Source organism: Streptomyces sp. NPDC019890 (assembly GCF_044903445.1).
Taxonomy (GTDB): Bacteria; Actinomycetota; Actinomycetes; order Streptomycetales; family Streptomycetaceae; genus Streptomyces.
The window spans coordinates 140,337-166,841 of record NZ_JBJDQK010000007.1 but is presented as its reverse complement, the minus strand read 5'-3'; the positions used below and the strand labels follow the sequence as shown (position 1 = coordinate 166,841).

23 protein-coding genes are annotated in these 26,505 nt (G+C 69.9%); 4 read left to right on the top strand and 19 right to left on the bottom strand.

Annotated features, from left to right (window positions below; translation table 11 throughout):
* Positions 1 to 125: 125 nt before the first annotated feature.
* A complete protein-coding gene (locus tag ACI2LP_RS20720) occupies positions 126 to 1,082 on the top strand; it encodes a zinc metalloprotease (RefSeq protein WP_404726213.1) in 957 nt (318 codons plus the stop codon).
* Between the two features lie 42 nt (positions 1,083 to 1,124).
* Here the strand turns inward: ACI2LP_RS20720 and ACI2LP_RS20715 are convergent, their stop codons facing one another.
* Positions 1,125 to 1,703 (bottom strand): dienelactone hydrolase family protein, encoded by a 579-nt coding sequence (locus tag ACI2LP_RS20715; RefSeq protein ID WP_404725950.1) that lies wholly within the window; start codon positions 1,701 to 1,703, stop codon positions 1,125 to 1,127.
* A 47-nt stretch (positions 1,704 to 1,750) separates the two neighbouring features.
* Between ACI2LP_RS20715 and ACI2LP_RS20710 the strand changes: the two genes are divergently transcribed.
* Positions 1,751 to 2,860, top strand: a complete 1,110-nt coding sequence (locus ACI2LP_RS20710; protein WP_404725949.1) for a mechanosensitive ion channel family protein — start codon at positions 1,751 to 1,753, stop codon at positions 2,858 to 2,860.
* A 7-nt stretch (positions 2,861 to 2,867) separates the two neighbouring features.
* On the opposite strand, the gene ACI2LP_RS20705 is transcribed toward ACI2LP_RS20710, so the two are convergent.
* The 5 genes from ACI2LP_RS20705 to ACI2LP_RS20685 all read right to left on the bottom strand — a co-directional run bounded on the left by ACI2LP_RS20705 (position 2,868) and on the right by ACI2LP_RS20685 (position 7,453).
* Positions 2,868 to 4,454: a Na+/H+ antiporter gene (locus ACI2LP_RS20705; RefSeq protein ID WP_404725948.1), complete on the bottom strand. Its 1,587-nt coding sequence runs from the start codon at positions 4,452 to 4,454 to the stop codon at positions 2,868 to 2,870.
* A 347-nt stretch (positions 4,455 to 4,801) separates the two neighbouring features.
* Positions 4,802 to 5,275: a GNAT family N-acetyltransferase gene (locus ACI2LP_RS20700; RefSeq protein WP_404725947.1), complete on the bottom strand. Its 474-nt coding sequence runs from the start codon at positions 5,273 to 5,275 to the stop codon at positions 4,802 to 4,804.
* Positions 5,272 to 6,213, bottom strand: a complete 942-nt coding sequence (locus ACI2LP_RS20695; RefSeq protein WP_404725946.1) for an RluA family pseudouridine synthase — start codon at positions 6,211 to 6,213, stop codon at positions 5,272 to 5,274. The genes ACI2LP_RS20700 and ACI2LP_RS20695 overlap by 4 nt, the downstream gene beginning before the upstream one ends.
* A gap of 17 nt (positions 6,214 to 6,230) precedes the next feature.
* Complete coding sequence (gene lspA, locus ACI2LP_RS20690; RefSeq protein ID WP_404725945.1) at positions 6,231 to 6,797, bottom strand: signal peptidase II; 567 nt, start codon at positions 6,795 to 6,797, stop codon at positions 6,231 to 6,233.
* 59 nt (positions 6,798 to 6,856) lie between these two features.
* Positions 6,857 to 7,453, bottom strand: coding sequence for a TraR/DksA family transcriptional regulator (locus ACI2LP_RS20685; protein WP_404725944.1), 597 nt, complete (start codon positions 7,451 to 7,453; stop codon positions 6,857 to 6,859).
* 43 nt (positions 7,454 to 7,496) lie between these two features.
* On the opposite strand from ACI2LP_RS20685, the gene ACI2LP_RS20680 reads away from it, so the two are divergent.
* Both ACI2LP_RS20680 and ileS read left to right on the top strand, forming a co-directional pair.
* The gene (locus ACI2LP_RS20680) at positions 7,497 to 7,847 is read left to right on the top strand and encodes a hypothetical protein (protein WP_404725943.1); all 351 of its coding nucleotides are present in this window, start codon (positions 7,497 to 7,499) and stop codon (positions 7,845 to 7,847) included.
* Positions 7,848 to 8,383: 536 nt separating this feature from the next.
* On the top strand, positions 8,384 to 11,521 hold the full coding sequence (gene ileS, locus ACI2LP_RS20675; protein ID WP_404725942.1) for an isoleucine--tRNA ligase: 3,138 nt from the start codon (positions 8,384 to 8,386) through the stop codon (positions 11,519 to 11,521).
* Positions 11,522 to 11,807: 286 nt separating this feature from the next.
* Here the strand turns inward: ileS and ACI2LP_RS20670 are convergent, their stop codons facing one another.
* The 13 genes from ACI2LP_RS20670 to ACI2LP_RS20610 form a co-directional block, all read right to left on the bottom strand.
* Entirely contained in the window at positions 11,808 to 12,893 is a 1,086-nt protein-coding gene (locus ACI2LP_RS20670) for a DivIVA domain-containing protein (protein ID WP_404725941.1), read from the bottom strand.
* Between the two features lie 54 nt (positions 12,894 to 12,947).
* On the bottom strand, positions 12,948 to 13,238 hold the full coding sequence (locus ACI2LP_RS20665; RefSeq protein ID WP_360881706.1) for a YggT family protein: 291 nt from the start codon (positions 13,236 to 13,238) through the stop codon (positions 12,948 to 12,950).
* 70 nt (positions 13,239 to 13,308) lie between these two features.
* Positions 13,309 to 13,914, bottom strand: a complete 606-nt coding sequence (sepF, locus tag ACI2LP_RS20660) for a cell division protein SepF (RefSeq protein WP_360881708.1) — start codon at positions 13,912 to 13,914, stop codon at positions 13,309 to 13,311.
* Positions 13,915 to 14,042: 128 nt separating this feature from the next.
* Positions 14,043 to 14,762, bottom strand: coding sequence for a YggS family pyridoxal phosphate-dependent enzyme (locus ACI2LP_RS20655; protein WP_404725940.1), 720 nt, complete (start codon positions 14,760 to 14,762; stop codon positions 14,043 to 14,045).
* Complete coding sequence (pgeF, locus tag ACI2LP_RS20650; protein WP_404725939.1) at positions 14,759 to 15,535, bottom strand: peptidoglycan editing factor PgeF; 777 nt, start codon at positions 15,533 to 15,535, stop codon at positions 14,759 to 14,761. The genes ACI2LP_RS20655 and pgeF overlap by 4 nt, the downstream gene beginning before the upstream one ends.
* Positions 15,536 to 15,544: 9 nt before the next feature.
* Complete coding sequence (ftsZ, locus tag ACI2LP_RS20645) at positions 15,545 to 16,753, bottom strand: cell division protein FtsZ (protein WP_404725938.1); 1,209 nt, start codon at positions 16,751 to 16,753, stop codon at positions 15,545 to 15,547.
* Positions 16,754 to 17,028: 275 nt separating this feature from the next.
* The gene (locus tag ACI2LP_RS20640; protein WP_404725937.1) at positions 17,029 to 17,835 is read right to left on the bottom strand and encodes a cell division protein FtsQ/DivIB; all 807 of its coding nucleotides are present in this window, start codon (positions 17,833 to 17,835) and stop codon (positions 17,029 to 17,031) included.
* Positions 17,836 to 17,850: 15 nt separating this feature from the next.
* A complete protein-coding gene (murG, locus tag ACI2LP_RS20635; RefSeq protein ID WP_404725936.1) occupies positions 17,851 to 18,945 on the bottom strand; it encodes an undecaprenyldiphospho-muramoylpentapeptide beta-N-acetylglucosaminyltransferase in 1,095 nt (364 codons plus the stop codon).
* Positions 18,946 to 18,951: 6 nt separating this feature from the next.
* Positions 18,952 to 20,322 (bottom strand): putative lipid II flippase FtsW, encoded by a 1,371-nt coding sequence (ftsW, locus tag ACI2LP_RS20630; RefSeq protein ID WP_404726212.1) that lies wholly within the window; start codon positions 20,320 to 20,322, stop codon positions 18,952 to 18,954.
* Positions 20,323 to 20,894: 572 nt separating this feature from the next.
* Complete coding sequence (murD, locus tag ACI2LP_RS20625; protein ID WP_404725935.1) at positions 20,895 to 22,313, bottom strand: UDP-N-acetylmuramoyl-L-alanine--D-glutamate ligase; 1,419 nt, start codon at positions 22,311 to 22,313, stop codon at positions 20,895 to 20,897.
* Entirely contained in the window at positions 22,310 to 23,380 is a 1,071-nt protein-coding gene (mraY, locus tag ACI2LP_RS20620) for a phospho-N-acetylmuramoyl-pentapeptide-transferase (protein WP_360866273.1), read from the bottom strand. Before mraY ends, murD begins: the two co-directional genes overlap by 4 nt.
* Positions 23,377 to 24,798 carry a UDP-N-acetylmuramoyl-tripeptide--D-alanyl-D-alanine ligase gene (gene murF, locus ACI2LP_RS20615; RefSeq protein WP_404725934.1) on the bottom strand — a complete coding sequence of 474 codons (1,422 nt, stop codon included), beginning with the start codon at positions 24,796 to 24,798 and terminating at the stop codon, positions 23,377 to 23,379. Before murF ends, mraY begins: the two co-directional genes overlap by 4 nt.
* Positions 24,795 to 26,489 carry a UDP-N-acetylmuramoyl-L-alanyl-D-glutamate--2,6-diaminopimelate ligase gene (locus ACI2LP_RS20610; protein ID WP_404725933.1) on the bottom strand — a complete coding sequence of 565 codons (1,695 nt, stop codon included), beginning with the start codon at positions 26,487 to 26,489 and terminating at the stop codon, positions 24,795 to 24,797. The genes murF and ACI2LP_RS20610 overlap by 4 nt, the downstream gene beginning before the upstream one ends.
* Between the last annotated feature and the right edge of the window lie 16 nt (positions 26,490 to 26,505).

Here is a 26,505-nt window from a genome sequence, read left to right as displayed (position 1 = left end):
ACCCGTAATCTCCCCGCGGTGGCCAGAAAAAGGCCCTCCCCCACACCCCCACGCGAGGAGATCCTGTGCGTACTTTTGCCCGTATATCGCCGCGTTTGCGCAACCGCGTAATCGGCACGGCAATCATGGCCGGAACCCTGGCCCTCTCACCGCTCTCCGCCCCCGCGGGCGCCGCCGCCAAGGCACCCGCCACCAAGGCAACCGCCGCCACGTCCGCCGCCAATGAGTGCGCGGGGGACACCGGCACGAGCGCCGCCGCCCGCAAGTCCCGCCCCGTCGGCGGCACCCAGGCCCACGAGCCCAACGAGGTCACCGACGCCAAGGCCAAGGCCATGGACGCGGATTTGAAGAAGAGAGTCGAAGCGGCCCGGGCCGACGGCCGCAGATTCTCCGCCGCCGCCACGACCACGATCCCGGTCTACTTCCACGTCATCCACAGCGGTTCGACCGGCAAGCTCACCGCCACCGACATCTCCAAGCAGATCTCGGTCCTCAACGCGGCCTACGCCGGCCAGGGCACCGGCAACACCAACTCGAGCTTCCAGTTCTCGCTGGCCGGCACGGACTACACGGACAACGCCACCTGGTACAACGGCATCCAGCCCGGCTCCTCCGCCGAGACGGCCATGAAGTCCACGCTGCGCAAGGGCGGCGCCGGCGCGCTCAACTTCTACACCGCCAGCCTGGGCGGCGGTCTGCTCGGCTGGGCCACCTTCCCGTCCTCGTACGCCTCCGACCCGTCCGACGACGGTGTGGTCGTCCTCGACACCTCGCTGCCCGGCGGTTCCGCGACCAACTACAACGAGGGCGACACCGCGACCCACGAGGTCGGCCACTGGATGGGGCTGTACCACACCTTCCAGGGCGGCTGCTCCGGCAACGGCGACTATGTCTCGGACACCCCGGCCGAGAAGACCGCGGCGACGGCCTGCCCGACCGGCCGTGACAGCTGCGCCAACAAGACCGGCGTGGACCCGATCCACAACTTCATGGACTACACGTACGACCCGTGCATGTACCAGTTCACCGCGGGCCAGGTGCAGCGGATGAAGGACAGCTGGACCGCCTACCGGGCCGGCTGACGCCAGGCTGCCCGCCGCACCCGCGGCGGGCAGCCACCCCTCTCAGTTCTCCTGGAGCGTCGACAGGAAGCCCAGCGCCACCCGCCAGGTCTGCTCGGCGGCCGCCTCGTCGTAGTCGGGCAGCTCGGGGTCGGTGTACAGATGCCCGGCGCCCGGGTAGCGGTAGATCTCCACATCCGCGCCCGCCCGCTGCATCTGCAGATACCAGGCGCTCAGCCAGTCGTGCGGCTCGAAGGGGTCGGGATCGGCGACATGCAGCTGTACGGGCAGCTCGTCCACGCCCGCACCCTCCGCGATGTCGGACGTGCCGTGCAGAAGCAGCAGCCCGCGTGCCTTCTCGTCGCCCAGCGCGAGGTTCTGTGCGATCGAGCCGCCGAGCGAGAAGCCCGCGTACACCAGACCCCGGTCCGAGTACGGCGCGGCGGCCAGGATCGCCCGGCGCAGCAGCTCCTCATTGCCGATCTTGTCCTTGAGTTCCCTGCCCTCTTCGACACTTTCGACGGTTTGTCCCTCGAAGAGGTCGGGAACGTGAACCTGGTGCCCGGCTTCGCGCAGCCGGTCGGCTGCCGCGTGCACGGCCGGGCGCAGACCGTAGACCGAATGGAAGAGCATGATGTTCATTCGGTCATCCTGCCAGTTGACGTCGAAGTCCAGTTAGCGTCGGAGTCATGGAGAACGTACTGCGCCCGTTGATCGTCCTCGGTGGTTCGGTCGTGCTCACGCTGCTGCTCGGCTGGGTCCTTGACCTGCTGTTGCGGCGAGTGGACGACCGCCACCCCGAGACCCCGCTGTGGGGGCTGCTGCGCCGCTGCCGGCTGCCCTTCCAGGTGGTGCTGCTCACCGCGCTGCTGAGAGGGAGCTTCCGGGAAACCGGCTGGCAGCCCATCGAGGTGCACGAGGCGGGCATCGGCCATGTGCTGTCGCTGGTGCTGATCGGCGCCGGGGCCTGGCTGGTGACCCGGAACGTGTCCGCCGTCGTCGAGTCCTCGTACGCCCGTTATGCGTCGTCGACCCGCGACCCGGCCCGGGTGCGGCGGGTGCGCACGCAGGTCACGCTGATCATGCGGATCGTCACCGCGATCGTCGTGGTGGTGGCGGCCGCGGCGATGCTGCTGACCTTCCCCGGCATGGAGAAGCTCGGCGCCTCGATGCTGGCCTCCGCGGGCATCATCGGCATCGTCGCCGGTGTCGCCGCGCAGTCCACACTCGGCAATCTCTTCGCCGGCTTCCAGATCGCGTTCGGCGACATGGTGCGGATCGGCGACACGGTGGTCGTGGACGGCGAGTGGGGTGTGGTCGAGGAGGTCACGCTCACCTTCCTCACCGTACGGACCTGGGACGAGCGCCGGATCACGATGCCTGTGTCGTACTTCACCGGCAAGCCGTTCGAGAACTGGTCGCGCGGCGGGGTGCAGATGACCGGGACGGTCTTCTTCCATCTGGACCACTCGGCTCCGGTGGGTCTGATGCGCGAGAAGCTGCCGGAGATCCTGCGGGACTGCGCTGCATGGGACGGCCGGGACTGGAGTCTGGCGGTCACGGAGACGACGCCGACCACGATTCTGGTGCGGGCCGTGGTGACGGCGAAGGATGCGGACGACCTCTGGACGGCGCGATGTGCCGTACGGGAGCAGATGATCGCCTGGCTGTACGAGAAGCATCCCTACGCGCTGCCGCGGGTCGCGACGTCCCCGGCCGCTCGTGACGGCGCGTCCGTCCCGCCCCCGCGGGACGAGACCCACGAGGGCGACACCCGGGCCCGCACGGGCCGCGGCTGACACATCGTCATCGCAGGCTGTGGACGTCCAGGTGCCGCAGCACCCGGTCCACGACTTCGGGGTCCGCGCCCGGTTCGTTGCGGGCCGAGAGGACCTCGTGCCGTGCCGCCGACAGCATCTCCCGCTGGATCCGCTGTACCGTCCTCATCCGGTCCACGCGCTTGGTGAACCACTCGCGCCGCTCCTCGTCCATGATGTCCGGGCTGATCCGCACCCCGATGTCGTACGCCCTGCGCAGCAGCCGTTCGCTGATGTCCTCCGGCAGGTCCTCCACCGCCTCGATCTCCCGCAGCCGGTGCTTGGCCGCCTTCGCGGCGCGCAGTGCCAGGCGCCGCTCCAGTTCGCGTTCGGCGTCCGCGTCCGCACGGACGCGGAGCCGCCGGACCAGCCAGGGCAGCGTCAGCCCCTGGAGGACGAGCGTGGCCAGGATGACCGCGAAGGCGATGAAGATGATCTCGTCCCGGGCGGGAAAGCCCGCCCCGCTGTCCGTCTTCAGCGGGATCGCGAGCGCCAGAGCGACCGATACCACCCCTCGCATCCCCGCCCACCACATGACGACGGTCTCCCGCCAGCTGACGGGGATTTCCTCGTCGTAGTCCCGCAGGGTGTGCAGCCGCTTGGCGAGCCAGGTCGCGGGCATCAGCCACAGCAGCCGTACGACCACGACAACCCCGGTGATCGCCGCGCCCCACCCCAGCATCTGCGTCTCGCGACCGTCGGCCGTACCGAAGACGTTGTGCAGTTCGAGGCCGATGAGCCCGAACGCGACTCCGGTCACGAGGGTGTCGACGATCTGCCAGAAGGTGTTCCCGGCGAGCCGCCCCATCACGTCGTCGGCGTCGGCCGCGTGCTCGGCCAGGAAGAGCCCGGTCGTGAGGACGGCGAGAACACCCGACCCTTTCAGCTCCTCGGCCAGTACGTAGCTGCCGAACGGCACCATCAGCGACAGGCCGATCTGCAGGGTCGCATCGCCGAGGAGGCCCATCAGCTTGTTGGAGAGCCAGCCGAGCGCCAGCCCGACCGCGACGGCCACCACGGCCGACAGCACCAGTTCACCCGCCGCTGCGGGCCAGGAGAACGTCCCGCTCACCGCCGCCGCGATCGCCACGTGGTAGAGCACGATCGCGGTGACATCGTTGAACAGCCCTTCCCCCTCCAGGATCGAGACCAGCCGTCGCGGCAGTCCGAGCGACCCGGCGACGGCGGTCGCGGCCACCGGGTCGGGCGGCGCGACCAGCGCGCCGAGCGCGACCGCCGCGGCGATCGGCACCCCGGGAACGATCGCGTTGGCGACGGCCGCCACCGCCGCCGTCGTCACGAATACCAGCGCGACGGCGAGCAGCAGGATCGGCCGGATGTTGGCGGTGAACTGCCGCCAGGAGGTGCGCTGCACGGATGCGTACAGCAGGGGCGGCAGCAACAGCGGCAGGATGAACTCGGGCGGCACGTCGACATTCGGCACGGCCGGCACAAAGGCCAGCACGATCCCGGCCAGCGTCATCAGCACGGGTGCGGGCAGCTTGAGCCGCTCCCCCAGGGGCACCGTCACCACGGCCCCGAGCAACAGCGCGAACAGCAGCGCCAATTGGTCCACGGTGCGCCCTCCGGCGGTTTGAGACCTCCACGGTCAGGCCTTCCAGCCTGCCACGCAAAACGCCGTAATCATCCCAACACCTCCTCCGGCAGAGACCTCTGATTCACGATCCTGAACAGCCATCGGATGTCTATCGCGCGAGAGGACTTCCGGTTCTGCTGAGGCGCGGGCACCGTGCGGGTCATGAGACGACGTGATGTACCCGCCGTCCAACTCCCGCGTCACGCAACGGCGGTGATCACGACAGCGGGCGCACACCCGGCGCCACCTCGGGACGTTCCGCCCCTGGGCGCGTGGAGGAGCCGGGGCCTACCGGGCCGAGTCGCGACCACGCCCCCGCGGCCGCGCTACAGCGCCCGCCGCATTGCCCTGTGCCCGATCCCCGCGTCCAGGAACTCCGCCCCGTACGCCACGTACCCCAGCCGCTCGTAGAACCCCGTCGCATGCGTCTGCGCATGCAGGTCCACCGCCGCCAGGCCCCGCTCGCGCGCGGCCTCCTCGATCGCCCGGACCAGCGCCACGCCCACCCCCAGGCCCCGTGCCGCCCTGCTCACCGCGAGGCGGCCCAGCGAGCCCACCGACGGGTCGTCGCCGGTGCGGTCCGCCGCGGCCGGGCCGTACAGCAGGCGGCCCGTTCCCAGCGGCAGCCCGTCCGCGCCGACCGCCAGCACGTGCACCGTGTCCGCGTCCACCTCGTCGAACGCGTCGTACTCGATCTCCGCCGGCACCTGCTGCTCGACGACGAAGACTTCCTTCCGTACGGCGAAGCAGGCCTCCCGGTCCGCCGGGCCCACCGCCACCCGTACCTCGAAGACACTCACGCGCTCTCCGCCGCGATCTTGTCCAGGGCCAGCTGCAAGTCCTCCGGGTACGAGCTCTCGAACTCCACCCACTGCCCGTCCGACGGATGCTCGAAGCCCAGCCGCACCGCGTGCAGCCACTGCCTGGTCAGCCCGAGGCGCTTCGCCATCGTCGGGTCCGCGCCGTACGTCAGATCGCCCACGCAGGGATGCCGGTGCGCCGCCATGTGCACCCGGATCTGGTGCGTACGCCCCGTCTCCAGCTTGATGTCCAGCAGCGACGCCGCCCGGAACGCCTCGATCAGGTCGTAGTGCGTGACCGACGGCTTGCCCTCCGCCGTCACCGCCCACTTGTAGTCGTGGTTCGGGTGCCGTCCGATCGGCGCGTCGATCGTCCCGCTCATCGGGTCCGGATGCCCCTGCACCAGCGCGTGGTACCGCTTGTCCACGACCCGGTCCCGGAACTGCGCCTTCAGCAGGGTGTACGCCCGCTCCGACTTGGCGACGACCATCAGCCCGGACGTACCGACGTCCAGCCGGTGCACGATCCCCTGCCGCTCCGCCGCGCCCGAGGTGGAGATCCGGTACCCCGCGGCCGCGAGACCGCCGATCACGGTCGTACCGCTCCAGCCGGGGCTCGGATGCGCGGCCACCCCGACCGGCTTCACGATCACGACGATGTCCTCGTCGTCGTGCACGATCTCCATGCCCTCGACGGGCTCGGCCACGATCTGCACCGGCGCGGGTGCCTGCGGCATCTCGACCTCGAGCCACGCCCCGCCGCGCACCCGCTCGGATTTTCCGACCACCGAGCCGTCGACCTGTACCTTCCCGGCGGCGGCCAATTCGGCCGCCTTCGTACGGGAGAACCCGAACATCCGGCTGATGGCGGCGTCGACGCGCTCGCCCTCGAGGCCGTCGGGTACGGGCAGGGTGCGGATCTCGGGAAGCGTACTCACCCGTTGAGTATGCCTTGTCAGTCCTTGTGGACTGTCCCGTCGGGGTCCAGCCCCTTGAAGGACAGGATCACAATCAGAAAGCCGCCGCAGACGATCGCGGAGTCGGCGAGGTTGAAGACGGCGAAGTGCGCGGGCGCGATGAAGTCGACGACCGCGCCCTTGAAGACGCCCGGCGCACGGAAGATCCGGTCGGTGAGATTGCCGAGCGCACCGCCGAGCAGCAACCCGAGGGCGATCGCCCAGGGCAGGCTGTAGAGCTTGCGCGCCAGCCGGGCGATCACAATGATCACCGCCGCCGCGATGACCGTGAAGATCACGGTGAAGGCCTCGCCGATGCCGAACGCGGCGCCCGCGTTCCGTACCGCCGAGAACTTCAGCAGATCGCCGATGATCTCGATGGGCTCGTGGTGCTCCAGCTTGGCCACCACGATCATCTTGCTGACGAGGTCGATCAGGTACGCCACGGCCGCCACGCCGAACAGCACGGCGATCTTGCGCCTGCGCCTGGGCTGCTCAGCGGGCTCCGCAGCCTCGTCGGCTCCCGCTGAATCCGACGTACCGATGGTGCGCTCCGCCTCTGCCACGTGAGTCCCTCAACCTAGGTGCCTGACTGAGCACGAGGGTACGGCACACGCGTACGGAGTCAGCCCCGCCGTTCCTGCTTCTGCTTGTCCTCGACGCAGAGGGTGGCGCGCGGGAAAGCCTGCATACGGGCCTTGCCGATCGGGTTCCCGCAGACCTCGCAGAGCCCGTACGTCCCGGCGTCCAGCCGCAGCAGTGCCCGCTCGGTCTGCTCCAGCATGTCCCGGGCGTTGGCGGCGAGCGCCAGCTCGTGCTCGCGCGTGATGTTCTTGGTCCCGGTGTCGGCGTCGTCGTCCCCGGCGCCGTCCCCGGAGTCCCGCATCAGCCCGGCCAGGGACTCCTCCGACGAGCTGATCTCGAGTGTCAGCCGGGCCGCCTCGCTCTCCAGCTCGGCACGCGCCTCGGCCACCTCCTCGGGGGTCCACGGGTCCTCGCCGGGCCGCACCGCGAGCCCGCCGGGCGATGTCGCGGCGGCTGTAGTGATCGTGGGCACCGTGGCCGCACCCTTGCCGGCTGCGGCTGACGTGCCCGCGGTCTTCTTCGCTCCCACCGTCCTGGCTCCTGTCTGCTGTGCGGCCTGGGCCGCCCCCTTGGCCGCGGTCGCGGCCTTCTTCGCGGCCTTCTTGGCCACGGCCTTCTTCGCAGGTGCCTTCTTCACCGGCGGCGTACGGTCCGCGGTTGCGGCCGTCGCCCTCTTCTTGGTGGCGGTTGTCTTTTCGGTGGCGGCCTTCTTCGCCGCGGCCTTCTTCGGGGCAGTCGTCTTTGCCGTGGTGGTCTTCGTCGGGGTCGCCTTCTTCGTCGCAGGGGCCTTCTTCGTCGCGGGGGCCTTCTTCGTCGCGGGGGCCTTCTTCGTGGCAGGTGCCGCGACCGCCGACACCCGTTTCACCGTCGCCGTCGCAGCTGACGCCTTCGTCGCCGCCGCCTTATTGGTGGCCGCTTTCTTGGTCACCGACTTCTTTGCCGCCGCCTTCTTCGCGGCGGTGGATCTTGCGGACGCCGTCTTCTCGGCGGTCTTCTTCGCCACCATGCCGCGGCCCCTTCACATATTGTGATCTTGCGCGCGAATCGTGCTGGGACGATAAATCGACCCAAGCCCCGCGGCAAACGGGGCACGCCGCCGCATCGGTCCGCCCCGGCCTGCGACAAGGCGAACCTGCATCCGTTGTGCCCAGCTCCCCGCCCCGTAATCCGCCCCCGGGGCTCAGCCGGACTCCGCCGCGGCGCGTATCGCCATTCGGGTCAACGAGCACCTCGCGGGCGAGCCCGTGGACGGCACGGGGAAATACGGTCGGCCGACCCCGGTACGGGCCCGTACACTGGGCGCAGCGAAAGGCGTGGATGGGGACGAGTAGCGTCGTAGGCAGCCATGAGCGACCCGGGGACGGTGAGAGCCCGGGGGCGAGCGCGATGTGAAGCATCACCCCTGAGCCGCCGGAAGAAAGCCGCAAGGCGAGTAGAACCGGCTTCGCGACCCCAATGAGGGGGCTCACCGGTCACGGTCGGCGGGCCAAGGAGGGTGGTACCGCGGGAGCACAGGCTCTCGTCCCTCCGACGGAACGAATGACCTGTCCGTTGGAGGAGCTCCTCGATGACACCACCGCAGTACCGCCAGGTGCCCGCCCAGGTCGACCTGCCCGCGCTCGAGCACGCCGTGCTCGACTTCTGGCGCGACAGCAAGGTCTTCGCCAAGAGCCTCGAGCAGTCCGAGGGCCGTCCCGAGTGGGTCTTCTACGAAGGCCCGCCGACCGCCAACGGCATGCCCGGCGCCCATCACATCGAGGCCCGCGTCTTCAAGGACGTCTTTCCGCGCTTCCGCACGATGCGCGGCTACCACGTCGCCCGCAAGGCCGGCTGGGACTGCCACGGCCTGCCGGTCGAGCTCGCCGTCGAGAAGGAGCTCGGCTTCGCCGGCAAGAAGGACATCGAGGCGTACGGCATCGCCGAGTTCAACGCCAAGTGCCGTGAGTCGGTGACCCGCCACACGGACGCGTTCGCCGAGCTCACGACCCGCATGGGCTACTGGGTCGACCTCGACGACGCGTACCGCACGATGGACCCCGAGTACATCGAGTCGGTGTGGTGGTCGCTGAAGGAGATCTTCAACAAGGGCCTCCTTGTCCAGGACCACCGCGTCGCCCCTTGGTGCCCGCGCTGCGGCACCGGCCTCTCGGACCATGAGCTGGCGCAGGGCTACGAGACGGTCGTGGACCCCTCCGTCTTCGTCCGCTTCCCGCTGACCTCCGGCCCGCTCGCGGGCGAGGCCGCGCTGCTCGTCTGGACGACGACTCCCTGGACGCTGGTCTCCAACACCGCGGTGGCCGCGCACCCCGAGGTCACCTACGTCGTCGCGACGAACGGCGAGGAAAAGCTGGTCGTCGCCGAGCCGCTGCTCGAGAAGGCGCTGGGTGAAGGCTGGGAGACCACCGGGCAGTCCTTCACGGGCGCCGAGATGGAGCGCTGGACGTACCACCGTCCCTTCGCCCTGGTCGACTTCCCTTCGGAAGCGCACTACGTCGTCAACGCCGAGTATGTGACGACCGAGGACGGCACCGGTCTGGTCCACCAGTCCCCCGCCTTCGGTGAGGACGACCTCAAGGTCTGCCGTGCGTACGGCCTCCCGGTCGTGAACCCGGTCCGCCCCGACGGCACCTTCGAGGAGGACGTCCCCCTGGTCGGCGGCGTCTTCTTCAAGAAGGCCGACGAGGCGCTCGTGGACGATCTGCAGGCCCGCGGACTGCTCTTCAGGCACGTCCCGTACGAGCACAGCTATCCGCACTGCTGGCGCTGCCACACCGCGCTGCTCTACTACGCGCAGCCGTCCTGGTACATCCGCACCACCGCGATCAAGGACCGGCTCCTCGAGGAGAACGAGAACACCAACTGGTTCCCGGACTCGGTCAAGCACGGCCGCTTCGGTGACTGGCTGAACAACAACGTCGACTGGGCGCTCTCCCGCAACCGCTACTGGGGCACGCCGCTGCCGATCTGGCGCTGTGAGGAGAACCACCTCACCGTCGTCGGCTCGCGCGCCGAGCTCGGCGAGCTGACGGGCGAGGACCAGTCGGCGCTGGACCCGCACCGCCCGTTCATCGACGAGGTCACCTTCCCGTGCCCGCAGTGCTCCGGCACGGCGACGCGCGTGCCTGAGGTCATCGACGCCTGGTACGACTCGGGCTCGATGCCGTTCGCGCAGTGGGGCTATCCGTACAAGAACAAGGAGATCTTCGAGAAGCGCTACCCGGCGCAGTTCATCTCGGAGGCCATCGACCAGACGCGCGGGTGGTTCTACACGCTGATGGCCGTGGGCACGCTCGTCTTCGACAAGTCCTCGTACGAGAACGTGGTCTGTCTGGGCCACATCCTCGCCGAGGACGGCCGCAAGATGTCCAAGCACCTGGGGAACATCCTTCAGCCGATCCCGCTGATGGACCAGCACGGCGCCGACGCGGTCCGCTGGTTCATGGCGGCGGGCGGTTCGCCGTGGGCGGCTCGCAGGGTGGGCCACGGCACGATCCAGGAGGTCGTGCGCAAGACCCTCCTCACGTACTGGAACACGGTGGCCTTCCAGGCTCTGTACGCGCGCACGTCCAACTGGGCGCCGTCCGCGGCCGATCCGGCTCCGGCCGAGCGCTCGGTCCTGGACCGCTGGCTGCTGAGCGAGCTGGGCGCGCTGGTGGACCAGACGACCCAGGCGCTGGAGGGGTACGACACCCAGCGCGCCGGAAAGCTGCTGTCGGCCTTCGTCGACGACCTGTCCAACTGGTACGTACGCCGCTCGCGCCGCCGCTTCTGGCAGGGCGACCCGGCCGCGCTGCGCACGCTGCACGACGTCATCGAGACGGTGACCCGACTCATGGCCCCGCTGACCCCGTTCATCACGGAGCGGGTCTGGCAGGACCTGATCGTCCCGGTGACACCGGACGCGCCCGAGTCGGTGCATCTGTCGACCTGGCCGGCGGCCGACCTGGACGCCATCGACCCCACCCTCTCCTCCCAGATGGCCCTGGTCCGCCGACTGGTGGAGCTGGGCCGCGCCACCCGCGCGGAGTCCGGGGTCAAGACCCGCCAGCCACTGTCTCGGGCGCTGGTCGCCGCCGCGGGCTTCGAGTCGCTCTCCCCCGAGTTGCAGGCGCAGATCACCGAGGAGCTGAACGTCTCGTCCCTCGCCTCGCTCTCCGAGGTCGGCGGCTCGCTGGTCGACACGACGGCGAAGGCGAATTTCCGCGCGCTGGGCAAGCGCTTCGGCAAGGGCGTCCAGGCGGTGGCCAAGGCGGTCGCCGAGGCGGATGCCGCGGCGCTCTCCCTGGCTCTGCGCGAGGGGACTGCTTCCGTCGAGGTCGACGGCTCGCCCGTCACCCTCTCCCCGGAGGAGGTCATCATCACCGAGACCCCGCGCGAGGGCTGGTCGGTGGCCTCCGACTCGGGCGCGACGGTCGCACTCGACCTGGAGATCACGCCGGAGCTGCGGCTCGCGGGCCTGGCGCGTGACGCGATCCGCCTGATCCAGGAGGCCCGCAAGAACAGCGGCCTGGACGTGGCGGACCGGATCGCGGTGACCTGGTCGGCGACGGACCCGTCCACGACGGAGGCGCTGACGGAGCACGCGGGTCTGATCGCCGACGAGGTCCTGGCGACGGAGTTCGGCCGGGACGCGGCGGCGGAGGGCTTCGGTGACCCGTTCACGGACGAGGGCCTGTCGCTGACGTTCCGTCTGCGCAAGGTGTAACGCGTCGACGCAAGGGGGCCCGGGCGACGGCTCGGGCCCTTTTGCTTTCCTCACCCCGAAAACAAGCCCCGCCGGCGATTGAGGCGTGGGGTCCGGGGCGGAGCCCCGGTTCGGGATGGGGGTACCTCCCACGGCCGCCAGGCCGTAGGGGGAGGGCGGGTAGGGAACAAAGCCCGCCGCAGGCGACCCGGACGCAGCGCACGGCAAAGGGCCGGGCCCGGGACATGATGTCCCGGGCCCGGCCCTCAGCCTGCCGACGGCTACGCGCGATCCGCGCGACCCGCCGTCAGTTGTCGTCCTCGTCGATCAGAAAGCCCCGCATCGGCGACGGCGCCTGCTGCATCGGCTGCGGCGCCTGCGGCCGCACCGGTGCCATCGGCTGGGTCATCGCCGGGGACATCTGCTGCTGGCCGCCGTACGACGGGGCACCGCCCATGGACTGGTTGCCGCCCATCGACTGCCCCATCGACTGGCCCATGGACTGGTTGCCGCCCATGGTGTGGCCCATCGCACCCGCACCGGCCGAAGCCATCGACGGGGACGGCGGCAGCGAAGCGGTCGGCGGAGTACGCGGCGGGGCCAGCGAGTCGTCCGCCTGGGTCTCCAGCTGACGCAGCTGCGACTCCAGGTAGGACTTCAGACGCGTGCGGTACTCGCGCTCGAAGCCCCGCAGGTCCTCGACCTTGCGCTCCAGCGTGGCGCGCGCGGACTCCAGCGAGCCCATTGCAACGCGGTGCTTCTCCTGGGCGTCCCGCTCGAGCGCGTCCGCCTTGGCGCGGGCGTCCCGCTCCAGACCCTCGGCGCGGCTGCGAGCCTCGCCGACGATCTTGTTGGCCTCGGAACGGGCCTCCGCGATCGCCTGGTCCGCGGTCTGCTGAGCAAGGGACAGCACACGCGCGGCGCTGTCGCCGCCGGGGCTCTGCTGCGGCATCTGCGGGCCGTGACCGCCCATGGGGCCGCCCATCGGGCCACCCATGGGACCGCCCTGCATCGGACCGGGGCCCATCGGGCCCTGCGGACCGCCGTGGCTGGGACCGGCGGGCAGCTGCGGAGCACCACTGGGCAGCTGGGGGGGACCCATCTGCGGGGGCTGCTGCTGGACCGGCGGTCCGGATATGGCGGCGGGCACCGGCCCACCCGGACCTCGGCCGTCCTGCGGCTCCGGCTTGCGCATGCCCTGCTGCTGGTTCTGCGCGGCCGCACGTGTCGCCGCGGCCAACTTGGCACGCAGGTCCTCGTTCTCGCGGAGCAGGCGGGTCAGTTCGGACTCGACCTCGTCGAGGAAGGCATCGACCTCGTCCTCGTCATAGCCTTCTCGGAGGCGGACGGTCGTGAACTGCTTGTTCCGCACGTCCTCGGGGGTCAGCGGCATCTCTTCTTCACCTCTACGTAGTCGTCGGCAGTCGGCAGGACCGTATCGCTCACATCAGTTCCCCACGCCGTTCACGACGGAGATCAAAATGTAGACGATGATCATCAGAACGAAGAAGGACAGGTCGAGTGCCACGCCCCCGAGACGCAGCGGCGGAATGAACCGCCGCAGAAGCTTGAGCGGTGGATCGGTGACAGTGTAGGTGGCCTCCAGAACGACCACCATCGCCTTACCGGGTTGCCATGAGCGGGCGAACTGGAAGACGTAGTCCATGACCAGCCGGAAGATCAGCACGACAAGGAAGCACACCAGCGCGATGTAGACCACCTGCAGCGCCACGCCCATTCCTTGCTTCCCTCTCCCCTGGCTCTCGTCTTACCGGCCTCGCGGCCGGGTCGTTCCCGGTGTCGTGTTCTCAGCTCTGGTTGAAGAATCCGCCCTCTGCGATGCGGGCCTTGTCCTCCGCCGTGACATCGACGTTAGCAGGCGACAACAGGAACACCTTCTGCGTCACTCGCTCAATGCTGCCATGCAAGCCGAAGACGAGTCCCGCGGCAAAGTCGACAAGTCGCTTCGCATCGGTGTCATCCATCTCCGTCAGATTCATGATCACCGGGGTGCCCTCCCTGAAGTGTTCCCCGATGGTACGGGCCTCGTTGTAGGTCCGCGGGTGCAGTGTGGTGATGCGGTAGGGCTCCCGCTCGGACACAACCTTGGGCATGATCACCGGTGCGTTCTTCTCCAGGTTCGGACGTTCAGGTGTGATGGACGCCACGGGGGCAATTCGTGCCGGACGTCCAATTTCGGCGGGAAGCGGAACCGGCTCGCGCTGCGCGGGCGGCTGCACCACCCGTACCGGTTCGTCCCGCTCAACCTGGTGCGGGGGCTGGTGGCGCCGGTGGTCCCGCTCCGGCTCCGGCTCGGGTTCGAAGTCGTCGTCGGGATCGAAACCTCGGCCGTCGTACCCATCGTCCTCCACGAGGCCGAGGTAGACCGCCATCTTGCGCATCGCGCCGGCCATTCTCTGAGTCCTCCGCTCTGTGGTGGATCGGATCGGCCTCGTCACCAAGTGCCCGCGATCCACTCGGTCTGCCCGCATTTGCCGGGAATGACCATATTTTCTGCTGTGGTCCGACTTGCTTCGCGACGTTACCCGAGCCGGGGTCGGAGTCCGAGTACCGCAGTGCCGACGCGCACATGTGTCGCTCCGGCCGCCACGGCCTCTTCGAGGTCCGCACTCATCCCTGCTGACACCATGTTCGCAGCCGGATGCCCGGCGCGCAGGCGGGATGAGAATTCCATCAGCCGCTCGAACGCCGCCTGTTGCCGTCCCGCATACGGTCCGGCGAGCGGCGCGACAGTCATCAGACCGTCGAGCCGCAGTCCTGGTGCTTCCTCCAGCGCGGCGGCCAACTCCTCGATACCGTCCGGCGCAATGCCGCCCCGCGCCCCGCGCTCCCCCGACCCGGCGTCCAGCGCGACCTGGATCAGGCAGCCGAGTTCGCGCTCCTCGCGTACCGCGGCGGCGGACAGAGCGGTGACGAGCTTGAGCCGGTCGACAGACTGCACGACATCGGCATAACTCGCCACGGAACGGACCTTGTTGGTCTGCAACTGTCCGACGAAGTGCCAGCTGAGGTCCAGATCCGAGCAGGCTGCGGCCTTCGGCGCCGCGTCCTGGTCACGGTTCTCGGCAACATGCCGCACACCGAGCTCGTACAGCAGTCGCACATCGCCGGCGGGGTAGGTCTTGGTGACCACGATCAGGGTCACCTCCTCCCGCTTGCGGCCGGCGGCCGCACAGGCGGAGGCGATACGTTCCTCCACCAACGCCAGGTTCGCTGCGAGTTCGCTTCTGCGGTCGGTCATGCGGTCTCTCCTGCCGGGGGTCCGGGGGTCGCCCCCCGGGAAGGCACAGCCAGCCAGACAAATCCGGCGAGCCGCCCGGTGGTGCGGTCGCGGCGGTACGAATAATGGTCGCGCGATTCCAGTGTGCAGACCTTCGAGCGCTGCCGGTCCCGTACGCCGAGCGCTTCGAGCTGGGCGTGGACCGCGGCCGTGACATCGACGGCCGGAGTACCCCAGCTGGTCTCGGACCATGCGGCCGGCTCGACCGCGGCAACTTCCGCCCGCATCTGTTCGGGAACTTCGTAGCAGCGACCACAGACGGCGGGCCCTGTTCTGGCGATGATCCGCTCCGGGCGCGCACCCAGGGATCTCATCGCCTCGATCGCCGCGGGCACGATCCCCGCGACCATCCCGGGCCGGCCCGCGTGCGCGGCGCCCACCACCGACGCGACCGGGTCGGCGAGCAGTACGGGAGTGCAGTCCGCGGTCAGTACGGCGAGGGCGAGCCCGCGCCGCGCAGTGACCAGTCCGTCCACGGGCGGGGTAGGACCCTCGCCCCACGGCCCGTCCACCTCGGCGACGTCCTTGCCGTGAACCTGGTTCATCCAGACGACCTCGTCCGGGTCGAGCCCCAGCTCCTTCGCGGCGATCGCCCGGTTGGCCAGAACGTCCGCGGGGTCGTCGCCGACCGCTCCGCCGAGGTTGAGCTCTTCGTACGGAACGGCGCTCACCCCGCCCCACCTGTCGGTGAAGGCGAAGTTCGCGCCGCTCACGATGTCGTGCTGTCCTATCACTTCAAGAGGTCACTTCAAGAAGTCCGGGACATCGAGCTCTTCGGCCTGGGTGTCCGGGTACGGACGGGCCGGCGGGACCTGCGCCGACGAGCCCGGGGAGTTCAGGTCGCCGGCGACCGGAACCGGCTCCGCGGGAGCCGAGGTCTCATCGCGGTGCGGCACGGAGCCGAGCGAGGAGCGCGCGCTCTCGGTGGAGCGGGCGGAGCTCGCCGGCTGCTCGTCGCGCTTGCCCGCGCCGGCCCCGAGGACGGTGTCCCGGCGGGTCGGCGGCTGTCCGCCGTCGAAGCCGGCCGCGATGACCGTGACCCGTACCTCGTCACCCAGGGCGTCGTCGATGACCGCACCGAAGATGATGTTGGCCTCGGGGTGGGCGGCCTCGCTGACCAGCTGGGCCGCTTCGTTGATCTCGAAGAGACCGAGGTCCGAGCCGCCGGAGATGGAGAGCAGCACCCCGCGGGCGCCGTCGATGGAGGCCTCGAGCAGCGGCGAGGAGATCGCCATCTCGGCCGCGGCCACCGCGCGGTCGTCGCCGCGGGCCGAGCCGATGCCCATGAGCGCCGATCCCGCCTCGGACATCACGGACTTGACGTCGGCGAAGTCGAGGTTGATCAGGCCGGGCGTGGTGATGAGGTCGGTGATGCCCTGGACGCCGCTCAGCAGCACCTGGTCCGCGGACTTGAATGCGTCAAGCACGCTCACCTGGCGGTCCGAGATGGACAGCAGGCGGTCGTTCGGGATCACGATCAGGGTGTCGACCTCTTCGCGGAGCTCGGCGATGCCGTCCTCTGCCTGGTTCGCCCGGCGGCGGCCCTCGAAGGTGAACGGACGGGTGACGACGCCGATCGTCAGGGCGCCGAGCGTGCGAGCGATATTGGCGACGACGGGTGCGCCGCCGGTGCCGGTGCCGCCCCCTTCGCCGGCGGTGACGAAGACCATGTCGGCCCCCTTGAGGACCTCCTCGATCTCCTCACGGTGGTCCTCTGCCGCCTTACGGCCGACTGCCGGGTTGGCTCCGGCCCCCAGGCCGCGGGTCAGTTCACGACCGACGTCGAGCTTGACGTCGGCGTCGCTCATCAACAGGGCTTGCGCGTCAGTGTTGATCGCGATGAACTCGACGCCCTTGAGGCCGACCTCGATCATTCGGTTGATGGCATTGACACCACCGCCGCCGACACCGATGACCTTGATGACTGCGAGGTAGTTCTGCGGTGCTGCCACGTCGAAGGCCTCTCGCCTCGAGTTACGTGTCGTCGCTGCGCGGTTGCCGCGTCGCGACGACGGATGCCGATGGGACGGTCCGAAACGCCGACCCAAACCCTAACGCTGAAGTTTAGGGTTACCAGTGTGTCTGCTTCCTGGACTCTCCGAACAGGACACTAAGTCGACAAGTGGCGCGCGTTCAACGAACACGCCGAACCTCCCGTTTTTCTTTTCACCCTATGTGATCAGCCGTTGCGCTGCCCAGTCAGGGTGCTGAACAGCGCATATGTCCGTCAACTCCTCGATGCGGCGGGCGCGGTGGGCGCGCTCACGTCGAAGTGCCGGGCCTCGGGCGCGGCTTTCATCAGTGCGGTGAGCGCACGCGCCTTCGCCGGTCCGTGCTCGGCGCTGCCCCAGACCACCGTACGGTCCCGGCTCAACTCCACGGTGATGTAGTCGTACGAACGGACTGTGACCTTTGTTGTGTCCGCGGCGACATTTCCGGGGAGTTCGCCCCTGACCCGTACCGCCGCGGCGACGAGCCGGTCGGCGCCGAAGCGGCGCAGACTCGGGGACCGGCCCACTGCCATTTCGAGCAGCGGAACGGCCTTGGGAGCCTTGTCCACTGCGGCGAACCGTACGCCCTTCGCGTCCACTTCGACGAACCTTGCGCCCTTTTCCAGCAGCAGCACGGGCTTTCGCTCGGTGATTTTCAGACCGATCCCGTGCGGCCACGACCGTGCGACGTCCGCCGTGTCGATACGGGGCAGCTTCTGCCGAAGCCGGGCCTCAATGGCGTCCGTATCGACGGAAATCAGCGGCGAACCGACCGGCACGGCCGCCGCATCCATGACCTCCTGCGGCGTCAGAACCTCAACTCCGGATGTCTCCACCCGCTCCACGCGCAGCCACGGGGAGCCGTAGAGCACCCAGATTCCGCCCGCGAGAAGCAGGATCGTGGCGGCGGCGATCAGCATGGCGCGGCGGCCGGGGAGGCGCAGCCGCCGGGCAGGGGAGCCCTGGCGGGGCGGGCCCGCCGACCCCGCGTTCCCGCCGGGGGGCTTGCCTGCCCCCCGTTCGGCGGTGGTCGGTCCGGCCACGCTCCCCTGCCCTTCTTACGCCTGGCGGCGTGCAGCGATCGCCTCGTACACCATGCCGACGAGCAGGTCGTCGGCGTCCCTGCGGCCGAACTCGGCGGCGGCACGCGACATCTCGTACAGCCGGTGCGGATCGGCGAGCACCGGAAGGACATTGCCCTGGACCCACTCGGGGCTCAGTTCGGCGTCGTCGACCAGCAGTCCGCCGCCGGCCTTCACCACCGGTTGGGCGTTGAGCCGCTGTTCGCCGTTGCCGATCGGCAGCGGTACGTACGCGGCGGGCAGCCCCACGGCGGAGAGTTCGGCGACGGTCATCGCGCCCGCGCGGCAGAGCATCATGTCGGCCGCGGCATACGCAAGGTCCATCCGGTCCACGTACGGTACCGGGATGTAGGGCGGCATACCGGGCATGTTGTCCACGCGCGGCAGTTCGTTCTTCGGGCCGACCGCGTGCAGGATCTGGATGCCGGAGCGCTGCAGCACCGGAGCGATCTGCTGGATCACCTCATTGAGCCGGCGGGCGCCCTGCGAGCCGCCGGAGACCAGCAGCGTCGGCAGGTTGGGGTCCAGACCGAAGGCGGCGCGCGCCTCGGGTCGCACTCGAGCGCGGTCGAGGGTGGCGATGGTGTGGCGCAGCGGGATCCCGATGTAGCGGGAGTTGCGCAGCTTGCTGTCGGGCGTGGCGACGGCCACGCCCGCGGCGTACCGCGAGCCGATCTTGTTGGCCAGACCGGGCCGGGCGTTGGCCTCGTGGACCACGATCGGCACCCCGAGCCGCTTGGCGGCCAGATAGCCGGGCAGCGCGACATAGCCACCGAAGCCGACGACGCAGTCGGCCTTCGTACGCTCCAGGATCTGCTCGGCGGCCTTGATGGTGCCGCGCAGCCGCCCGGGGACGGTGATCAGCTCAGGGGTGGGCTTGCGCGGCAGCGGAACGGCGGGGATGAGCGCCAACTCGTAACCCCGCTCGGGCACGAGCCTGGTCTCGAGCCCCTTCTCCGTGCCCAGTGCCGTGATCCCCACGGTCGGGTCCTGCCTGCGCAGGGCGTCCGCGAGGGCGAGCGCGGGCTCGATGTGGCCGGCGGTCCCCCCACCGGCGAGTACGACATGCACCGAAATTCACCGCTCTCCGGACGGACGCTTCTTACCGCTCCGTCTCATTGTCTTCCATCTCACCCCGGGCCTCCGCACGGCCAGGGCCGCTTTCGCGGCTGGGTCCTCTCGCGCGAAGGCGATCAGCAGCCCGACAGCGAACATGGTCGGCAGCAGGGCCGATCCTCCGTAGGAGAACAGCGGGAGCGGGACACCGGCGATCGGCAGCAGACCGAGCACCGCACCAATGTTGACCACGGCCTGGGCCGTGATCCAGGTGGTCACGCCTCCCGCGGCATACCTCACGAAGGGGTCCTCCGTGCGTCCGGCCACGCGGATACCCGCATAGCCTAGAGCCGCGAAGAGAGCGAGCACCGACAGCGTCCCCGCCAGCCCCAGTTCCTCGCCGGCGATGGCGAAGATGAAGTCGGTGTGAGGTTCGGGGAGTTGCCCCCATTTTTCCACACTTGCGCCGAGACCGGAACCGAACCATCCGCCGGAGGCAAGAGCATAGATGCCGTGCACGGCCTGCCAGCACTCGCCTTTCGGCCCCAGGTCGATGGCGCCGATGCAGGAGAGCCGGGACATCCGGTTCTCATTGGTCTTGATCAGCATGAAGCCGACGAGCCCGGCGATGCCGAGCACACCCGCGAACAGCCTGGTGGGCGCTCCGGCCAGCCACAGCAGGCCGAAGAGGATCGCGGTGAGGATGATCGCCGTGCCCATGTCGCCGCCGAGCATGATCAGGCCCAGCAGCAGAAAAGCGACCGGGACGAGCGGCACCAGCATGTGCTTCCACTGGGTCAGCAGCCGCTTGTCCTGCTTACGGGCGAGCAGGTCGGCGCCCCAGAGGATCAGCGCCAGCTTGCCGAATTCGCTGGGCTGGAGCTGGAAGGGGCCGCCCAGGTAGATCCAGTTCTGGTTGCCGTTGACCGCGTGCCCTATCCCTGGGATCTGGACGAGCACCATCAGAAAGATGGCGCCCATCAGCAGCGGATAGGACAGGGCGCGGTGCAGCTTGGCCGGCATCCGGGAGGCGATCAGCAGCAGACCGGTGCCGAGAGCGGCGGCGAGGAACTGCTTCCGGAAGAAGTACGAGGCCGGGAGCGAGAGCTCGAGCGCCTTGATCATCGAGGCGGAGTAGACCATCACCAGGCCGAGCACGGTGATCAGCAGGCTGCTGCCGAGGATCAGGTAGTACGCGGTCAGCGGCCGGTCCCAGGCGCGGCGCGCCTGCTCGTACAGGCGCCGGGGGCCGCGGTCGCGGGGCGGTCGGGGGGTGCTGGGCCTGCGGGCGGTGCGGCGGGCGGCAGGGGGGCGGCGTACGGCTCCGCCGGCGCGACTGCGCAGCACGAGCCCGGCGGAGCCGGGGCCCGCCAGGGCGGGCATGGCGGGCATGGCGGGCACAAGCACCTGGCCGATCCGGGCGGCACGCTCGCGCAGGGTGCGCAGAAAGGCCGGTCCGACCTCGGCGGCGTGCTCCCGCAGGGTACGGACGGAGCCCGCGACGGCGCGAGGCCCGGCGTACGCGCTCGTGCGCGCGGCAGCGCGCCGCGGGCTCAGGCCCCGGGCCGCACCATCCGGCCCCGGCGCGGCAGCAGACCGCGGGCTCGGCCCGGAGACGGTGCCGTCAGGCACCAGCGCGGCACCGCCGAGCGGGCTCAGGCCCTGGGCGGCACCATCCGGCCCAGGCGCGGCACCGGGCCGCGGGCTCAGGCCCTGGGCGGCACCATCCGGCCCAGGCGCGGCACCGGGCCGCGGGCTCGGCCCGGAAAGGGCATCATTCGGCCCCGGCGCGGCAGCGTGGCGCGAGGTCGGGTCCAGGGCGGCGGCAGCCGGGCCCGGCGGGGCAGGGTGGCGGCGTGGGCCCGGGCCGGGGGTGGTGTCGTCGGCCGGCATGGTCGCTGTCCCCTCCAGTCGTGCCAGGCGCGGCCGCCGGGACGCACGGCACGGCGCGGGAGTCGGTCCGGTCAGGCGCGCTCGGCGGCGAGTGCGCGGACCGCGTCCGCAAACGCCTCGCCTCGCTTGTTGTAGTTGGCGAACATGTCCATCGACGCACAGGCCGGGGCCAGCAGAACCGTGTCCCCCGGCCGGGCGAGGCGCGCAGCTTCCGAGACCGCCGCCGACATCGCCCCAGTGTCTGTCCGGTCGAGGTCGACGACCGGGACCTCGGGCGCGTGTCGCGCGAGGGCTTCGCGGATCAGCGCCCGGTCCGCACCGATAAGTACGACTGCGCGCAGTCGCTTTGCCGACTTCTCGACGATCTCGTCGAAGGTCGCACCCTTGGCGAGGCCGCCCGCGATCCACACGATCGGGTCGTACGCCGCCAGAGACGCTTCCGCGGCATGGGTGTTGGTGGCCTTGGAGTCGTCGATGTACCCGACCCCGTCCACGTCCTCGACGCGCTCGATGCGGTGCGGATCGGGCCGGAAGTTGCGCAGTCCGTCGCGTACGGCAGCGGGTGCGACGCCGTACGCACGCGCCAGCGCCGCCGCCGCAAGGGCGTTGGCGATGTTGTGCGGGGCCGGCGGGTTGACGTCCGCGACCTCGGCGAGCTCCTGCGCCTGCTTCTGCCGGTTCTCGACGAAGGCGCGGTCGACCAGGATCCCGTCCACGACTCCGAGTTGGGAGGGCCCCGGCGTGCCGAGGGTGAAGCCGATCGCCCGGCAGCCCTCCTCGACGTCCGCCTCGCGCACCAGGTCCTCGGTCGCCTGGTCGGCGGCGTTGTAGATACAGGCGACGGTGTTGCCCTCGTAGATCCGGCCCTTGTCGGCGGCGTACGCCTGCATCGAGCCGTGCCAGTCGAGGTGGTCGGGCGCCAGGTTGAGCACGGCGGCCGAGTGGGCGCGCAGCGAGGGCGCCCAGTGCAGCTGGTAGCTGGAGAGTTCGACGGCGAGGACGTCGTACTTCTCCTCGCCGAGGACCGCGTCGAGCAGCGAGACGCCGATGTTGCCGACGGCAGCCGTGCGCAGACCCGCGGCCTCAAGGATCGAGGCGAGCATCCGTACGGTCGTTGTCTTGCCGTTGGTGCCGGTGACCGCGAGCCAGGGCGCCGCGTCGGGTCCGCGCAGCCGCCAGGCCAGTTCGACGTCGCCCCAGACGGGGACGCCCGCCTCGGCAGCGGCCAGGAACAGCGGCTTGTCCGGCTTCCAGCCGGGCGTGGTGACGATGAGCTCCGTACCGGCGGGCAGCGTGCCCCCGTCGCCGAGGCGGACGGTGATGCCCGCCGCCTCCAGCTCGGCCGCCTGCGCACGGGAGCGCTCGTCGTCCCCGTCGTTGACGACTGTGACGACGGCGCCGAGACCGTGCAGCACACGGGCCGCCGGGATCCCGGATACCCCGAGACCCGCGACGGTGACCCGCTTGCCCCGCCAGTCCAGCGTGCTCACTTGTCGGCCGCCCAGCCCGCGTAGAAGAGACCAAGTCCCACAATGACGCACATGCCCTGAATGATCCAGAAGCGGACCACCACAAGGACTTCCGACCACCCCTTGAGTTCGAAGTGGTGCTGGAGCGGCGCCATCCGGAAGACCCGCTTGCCGGTCATCTTGAAGGAACCGACCTGGATGACCACGGACATGGTGATCAGGACGAAGAGTCCGCCGAGGAGGGCGAGCAGGAACTCCGTACGGGAGCAGATGGCCAGACCCGCGAGCGCGCCGCCGAGGGCGAGCGAACCGGTGTCGCCCATGAAGATCTTGGCGGGCGAGGTGTTCCACCACAGGAAGCCGAAGCAGGAGCCCATCAGGGCGGAGGCGACGACCGCGAGGTCCAGCGGATCGCGTACCTCGAAGCAGGCGTTGGGGTTGGTCAGGGTCACGGCGTTGGCGCAGGACTCCTGGAACTGCCAGAGCCCGATGAAGGTGTACGCGCCGAAGACCATCACCGACGCGCCGGTGGCCAGGCCGTCCAGACCGTCCGTCAGATTCACGCCGTTCGACATCGCGAGAATCATGAACAGCGCCCAGACGACGAAGATCACCGGGCCGATCGACCAGCCGAAGTCCGTGATGAACGAAAGCTTGGTGGAGGCAGGGGTGTTGCCCCGGCTGTCGGCGAACTGCAGCGACAGCACGGCGAATGCGATGCCGACGATCAGCTGGCCGGCCATCTTCGCCTTGGCCCGCAGACCCAGCGAGCGCTGCTTGACGATCTTGATGTAGTCGTCGAGGAAGCCGACCAGGCCCATGCCCGCCGTCAGGAAGAGCACCAGCACACCCGAGAACGTCGGGTCCTCGCCGGTGATCACCTTGGCCAGGGCGTACGCGATCAGCGTGGCCAGGATGAAGGCGATGCCGCCCATGGTGGGCGTGCCCTGCTTGCTGCCGTGGCTGCGCGGACCGTCGTCCCGGATGAACTGCCCATATCCCTTGCGGGCCAGGAGCTTGATCAGCAGCGGGGTGCCGACCAGGGTCAGGAAGAGCCCGATGGCTCCCGCGAAGAGGATCTGCCTCATCGGCCGGCCACCTCGCCCTCGGCCGTGTCCTCGAGGAGCGCCTGGGCGACCCGCTCAAGACCGACCGACCTGGAAGCCTTCACCAGCACGACGTCTCCCGGTCGCAGTTCACTGCGCAACAGGTCGACCGCCGCCTGCGCGTCGGACACGTGCACCGACTCCTCACCCCACGAACCCTCGTTATATGCGCCCAGTTGAAGCCAGGACGCTTCCCTGCCCCCGACTGCGACGAGCTTGCTGACGTTGAGCCGGACGGCAAGCCGTCCGACCGCGTCGTGCTCGGCGAGCGCTTCGTCGCCGAGCTCGGCCATCAGGCCGAGCACCGCCCACGTTCTCCCCCCCTTTGCCTGCGAGGCTTTGCCCATGGCCACGAGCGCGCGAAGGGCGGCTCGCATGGACTCGGGGTTCGCGTTGTAGGCGTCGTTCACGACCGTCACGCCGTCCGGTCGCTCGGTGACCTCCATGCGCCAGCGGGAGAGGGTGCCCGCCTCGGAGAGCGCGAGGGCGATCTCGTCGACGGACATGCCCAGCTCATGGGCGACGGCGGCCGCGGCGAGCGCGTTCGACACGTGGTGCTCACCGTACAGGCGCAAGGTCACATCGCTGCACCCGGTGGGTGTGTGAAGCCTGAAAGCGGGCTGTCCGGATTCTGTGAGCCGGACATTCTCGGCACGTACGTCGGCGTCGTCGGCCTCTCCGAAGAGGACGACGCGTGCCTTGGTACGGGAAGCCATGGCGCGTACAAGAGGGTCGTCGGCGTTGAGCACGGCCACGCCGTCCTCCGGCAGGGCCTCCACGATCTCGCCCTTGGCCTCGGCGATCTGCTCGCGGCCGCCGAACTCGCCGATGTGGGCGGTGCCCACGTTCAGCACGAGACCGATCTTCGGCGGGACCAGACCGGTGAGGTAGCGGATGTCGCCGATGTAGCGGGCGCCCATTTCGAGGACGAGGTGCTCGGTGTCCTCGGCGGCCCGCAGCGCGGTCAGCGGCAGGCCGATCTCGTTGTTCAGATTGCCCGCCGGGTAGACCGTGGGGCCCTTGCGCTCGAGGAGTTGGGCGATCAGGTCCTTGGTGCTGGTCTTGCCGGCCGAGCCGGTGAGCGCGACGGTGGTGGTGCCGAGGCGTTCGACGACGCGGCGTGCGAGGGCGCCGAGCGCGGCGGTCACATCGGGCACGACGATCGCGGGTACGCCGACGGGGCGGGTGGCCAGCACGGCCACCGCTCCTGCCGCCACGGCCCGCTCGGCGTAGTCGTGGCCGTCGACGTGCTCGCCCGCGAAGGCGGCGAAGAGGGCACCGGGCTGCACCGCGCGGGAGTCGGTGACGACGGGACCGGTGACCGATGCGGCCGTATCCGGTATGTCGTACGACTGCCCGCCGACGATTTCGGCGATCTCGGCGAGGGAGAGGGCGATCACTGCTTCTTCCCACTGTTCTGGACGGCTGCAGCGTGCTCGATGGCGGCGCGCAGGACCTCACGGTCGTCGAACGGGCGGACCACTCCGGCGATGTCCTGGCCCTGCTCATGGCCCTTGCCCGCGATCAGCACGGTGTCGCCGGGCTGTGCGCGGGCGACGACCGCGGCGATGGCGGCCGCCCGGTCGGCCTCGACCAGGACGTCACCGCGCTCGTGGATCGGGACTTCGGCCGCCCCGGCGAGCATCGCGGCGAGGATCGCGAGCGGGTCCTCGGAGCGGGGGTTGTCCGAGGTCAGTACGGCGGTGTCGGCGAGGCGGGCGGCGGCGGCGCCCATCGGGCCGCGCTTGTTCTTGTCCCGGTCGCCGCCGCAGCCGAGGACGATGTGCAGCCTGCCGTCGGTGACCTTGCGCAGGGAGCGCAGGACCGATTCGACGGCATCGGTCTTGTGGGCGTAGTCCACGACGGCGAGGTACGGCTGGCCCGCGTCCACGCGCTCGAGCCGGCCCGGCACACCGGGGACGGCGGCAATGCCGTCCGCCGCGGTCTGCGGGTCGATCCCGGCGACAGCGAGGGTGACGACGGCGGCCAGGGTGTTGGCCACATTGAACGGTCCCGGCAGCGGGGCCTCGGCGCGGATCCGCTCGCCGCCCGGTCCCACCGCGGTGAAAGTCGAGCCGACTGCGCTGATTTCCACGTTCTCGGCCCGCCAGTCGGCGTCCGGATGTCCCTCGGCGGAGAAGCTCGTGACCGGTACGGACGCCTCCTTGAGGAGCCTGCGACCGTACTCGTCATCGAAGTTGACCACCCCGAGCTTGCTGCGCTTCGGCGTGAACAGCTGCGCCTTCGCCTGGAAGTAGTCCTCCATGCCGGAGTGGAATTCCATGTGCTCGGGGCTGAGGTTGTTGAAGACGGCGACGTCGAAGACGCAGCCGTCGACCCGGCCGAGCACGAGGGCGTGGCTGGAGACCTCCATGGCGACCGACTCGACGCCGCGCTCGCGCATGACGGCGAACAGGGCCTGGAGGTCGGTGGCTTCCGGGGTGGTGCGCTCGGACTTGATCCGCTCGTCGCCGATACGCATCTCGACCGTGCCGATCAGACCGGTGCTGTGGCCGGCGGCTCGCAGGCCGCCCTCGACGAGATACGCCGACGTGGTCTTGCCGGAGGTGCCGGTGATGCCGATCTGGAGCAGATCGTCGCCGGGGTGACCGTAGATCTCGGCGGCGAGCTCGCCCATGCGGCCGCGCGGGTCGTCGGTGACCAGGACCGGCAGTCCGGTCGCGGCCGCGCGCTCGGCACCCGTCGGGTCGGTGAGGATCGCAGCCGCCCCGAGGTCCGCCGCCTGCGCGACGAAGTCGGCGCCGTGGAGCCGGGCGCCGGGGAGGGCGGCATACACATCACCGGGCCGTACCGCCCGCGAGTCGTGGGTGATGCCGGTTGCTTCACCGGGGCCCGGGCTCTGCACACCCAGCCGGGCAGCCAGCTCCCCCAGGGGTGTCGGGCGGGGCCTGTCCGGACGGGGCGCTCCCGGCTGTTTCGCGGGGGCGTCCTGCTGGGCGGTTCGGTACTGATCAGCTTGTGACACGGCCGTGAGCGTACCCGGCGCACCCGGCCCGGGGGAAAAGGAGGGGGTGCTGCGCGCAGCGTGCTTGTCCGGCCGGTTCCCGGAATCGGAGGCGATGGTCGTCACTGGGTGTTTCCTCCGG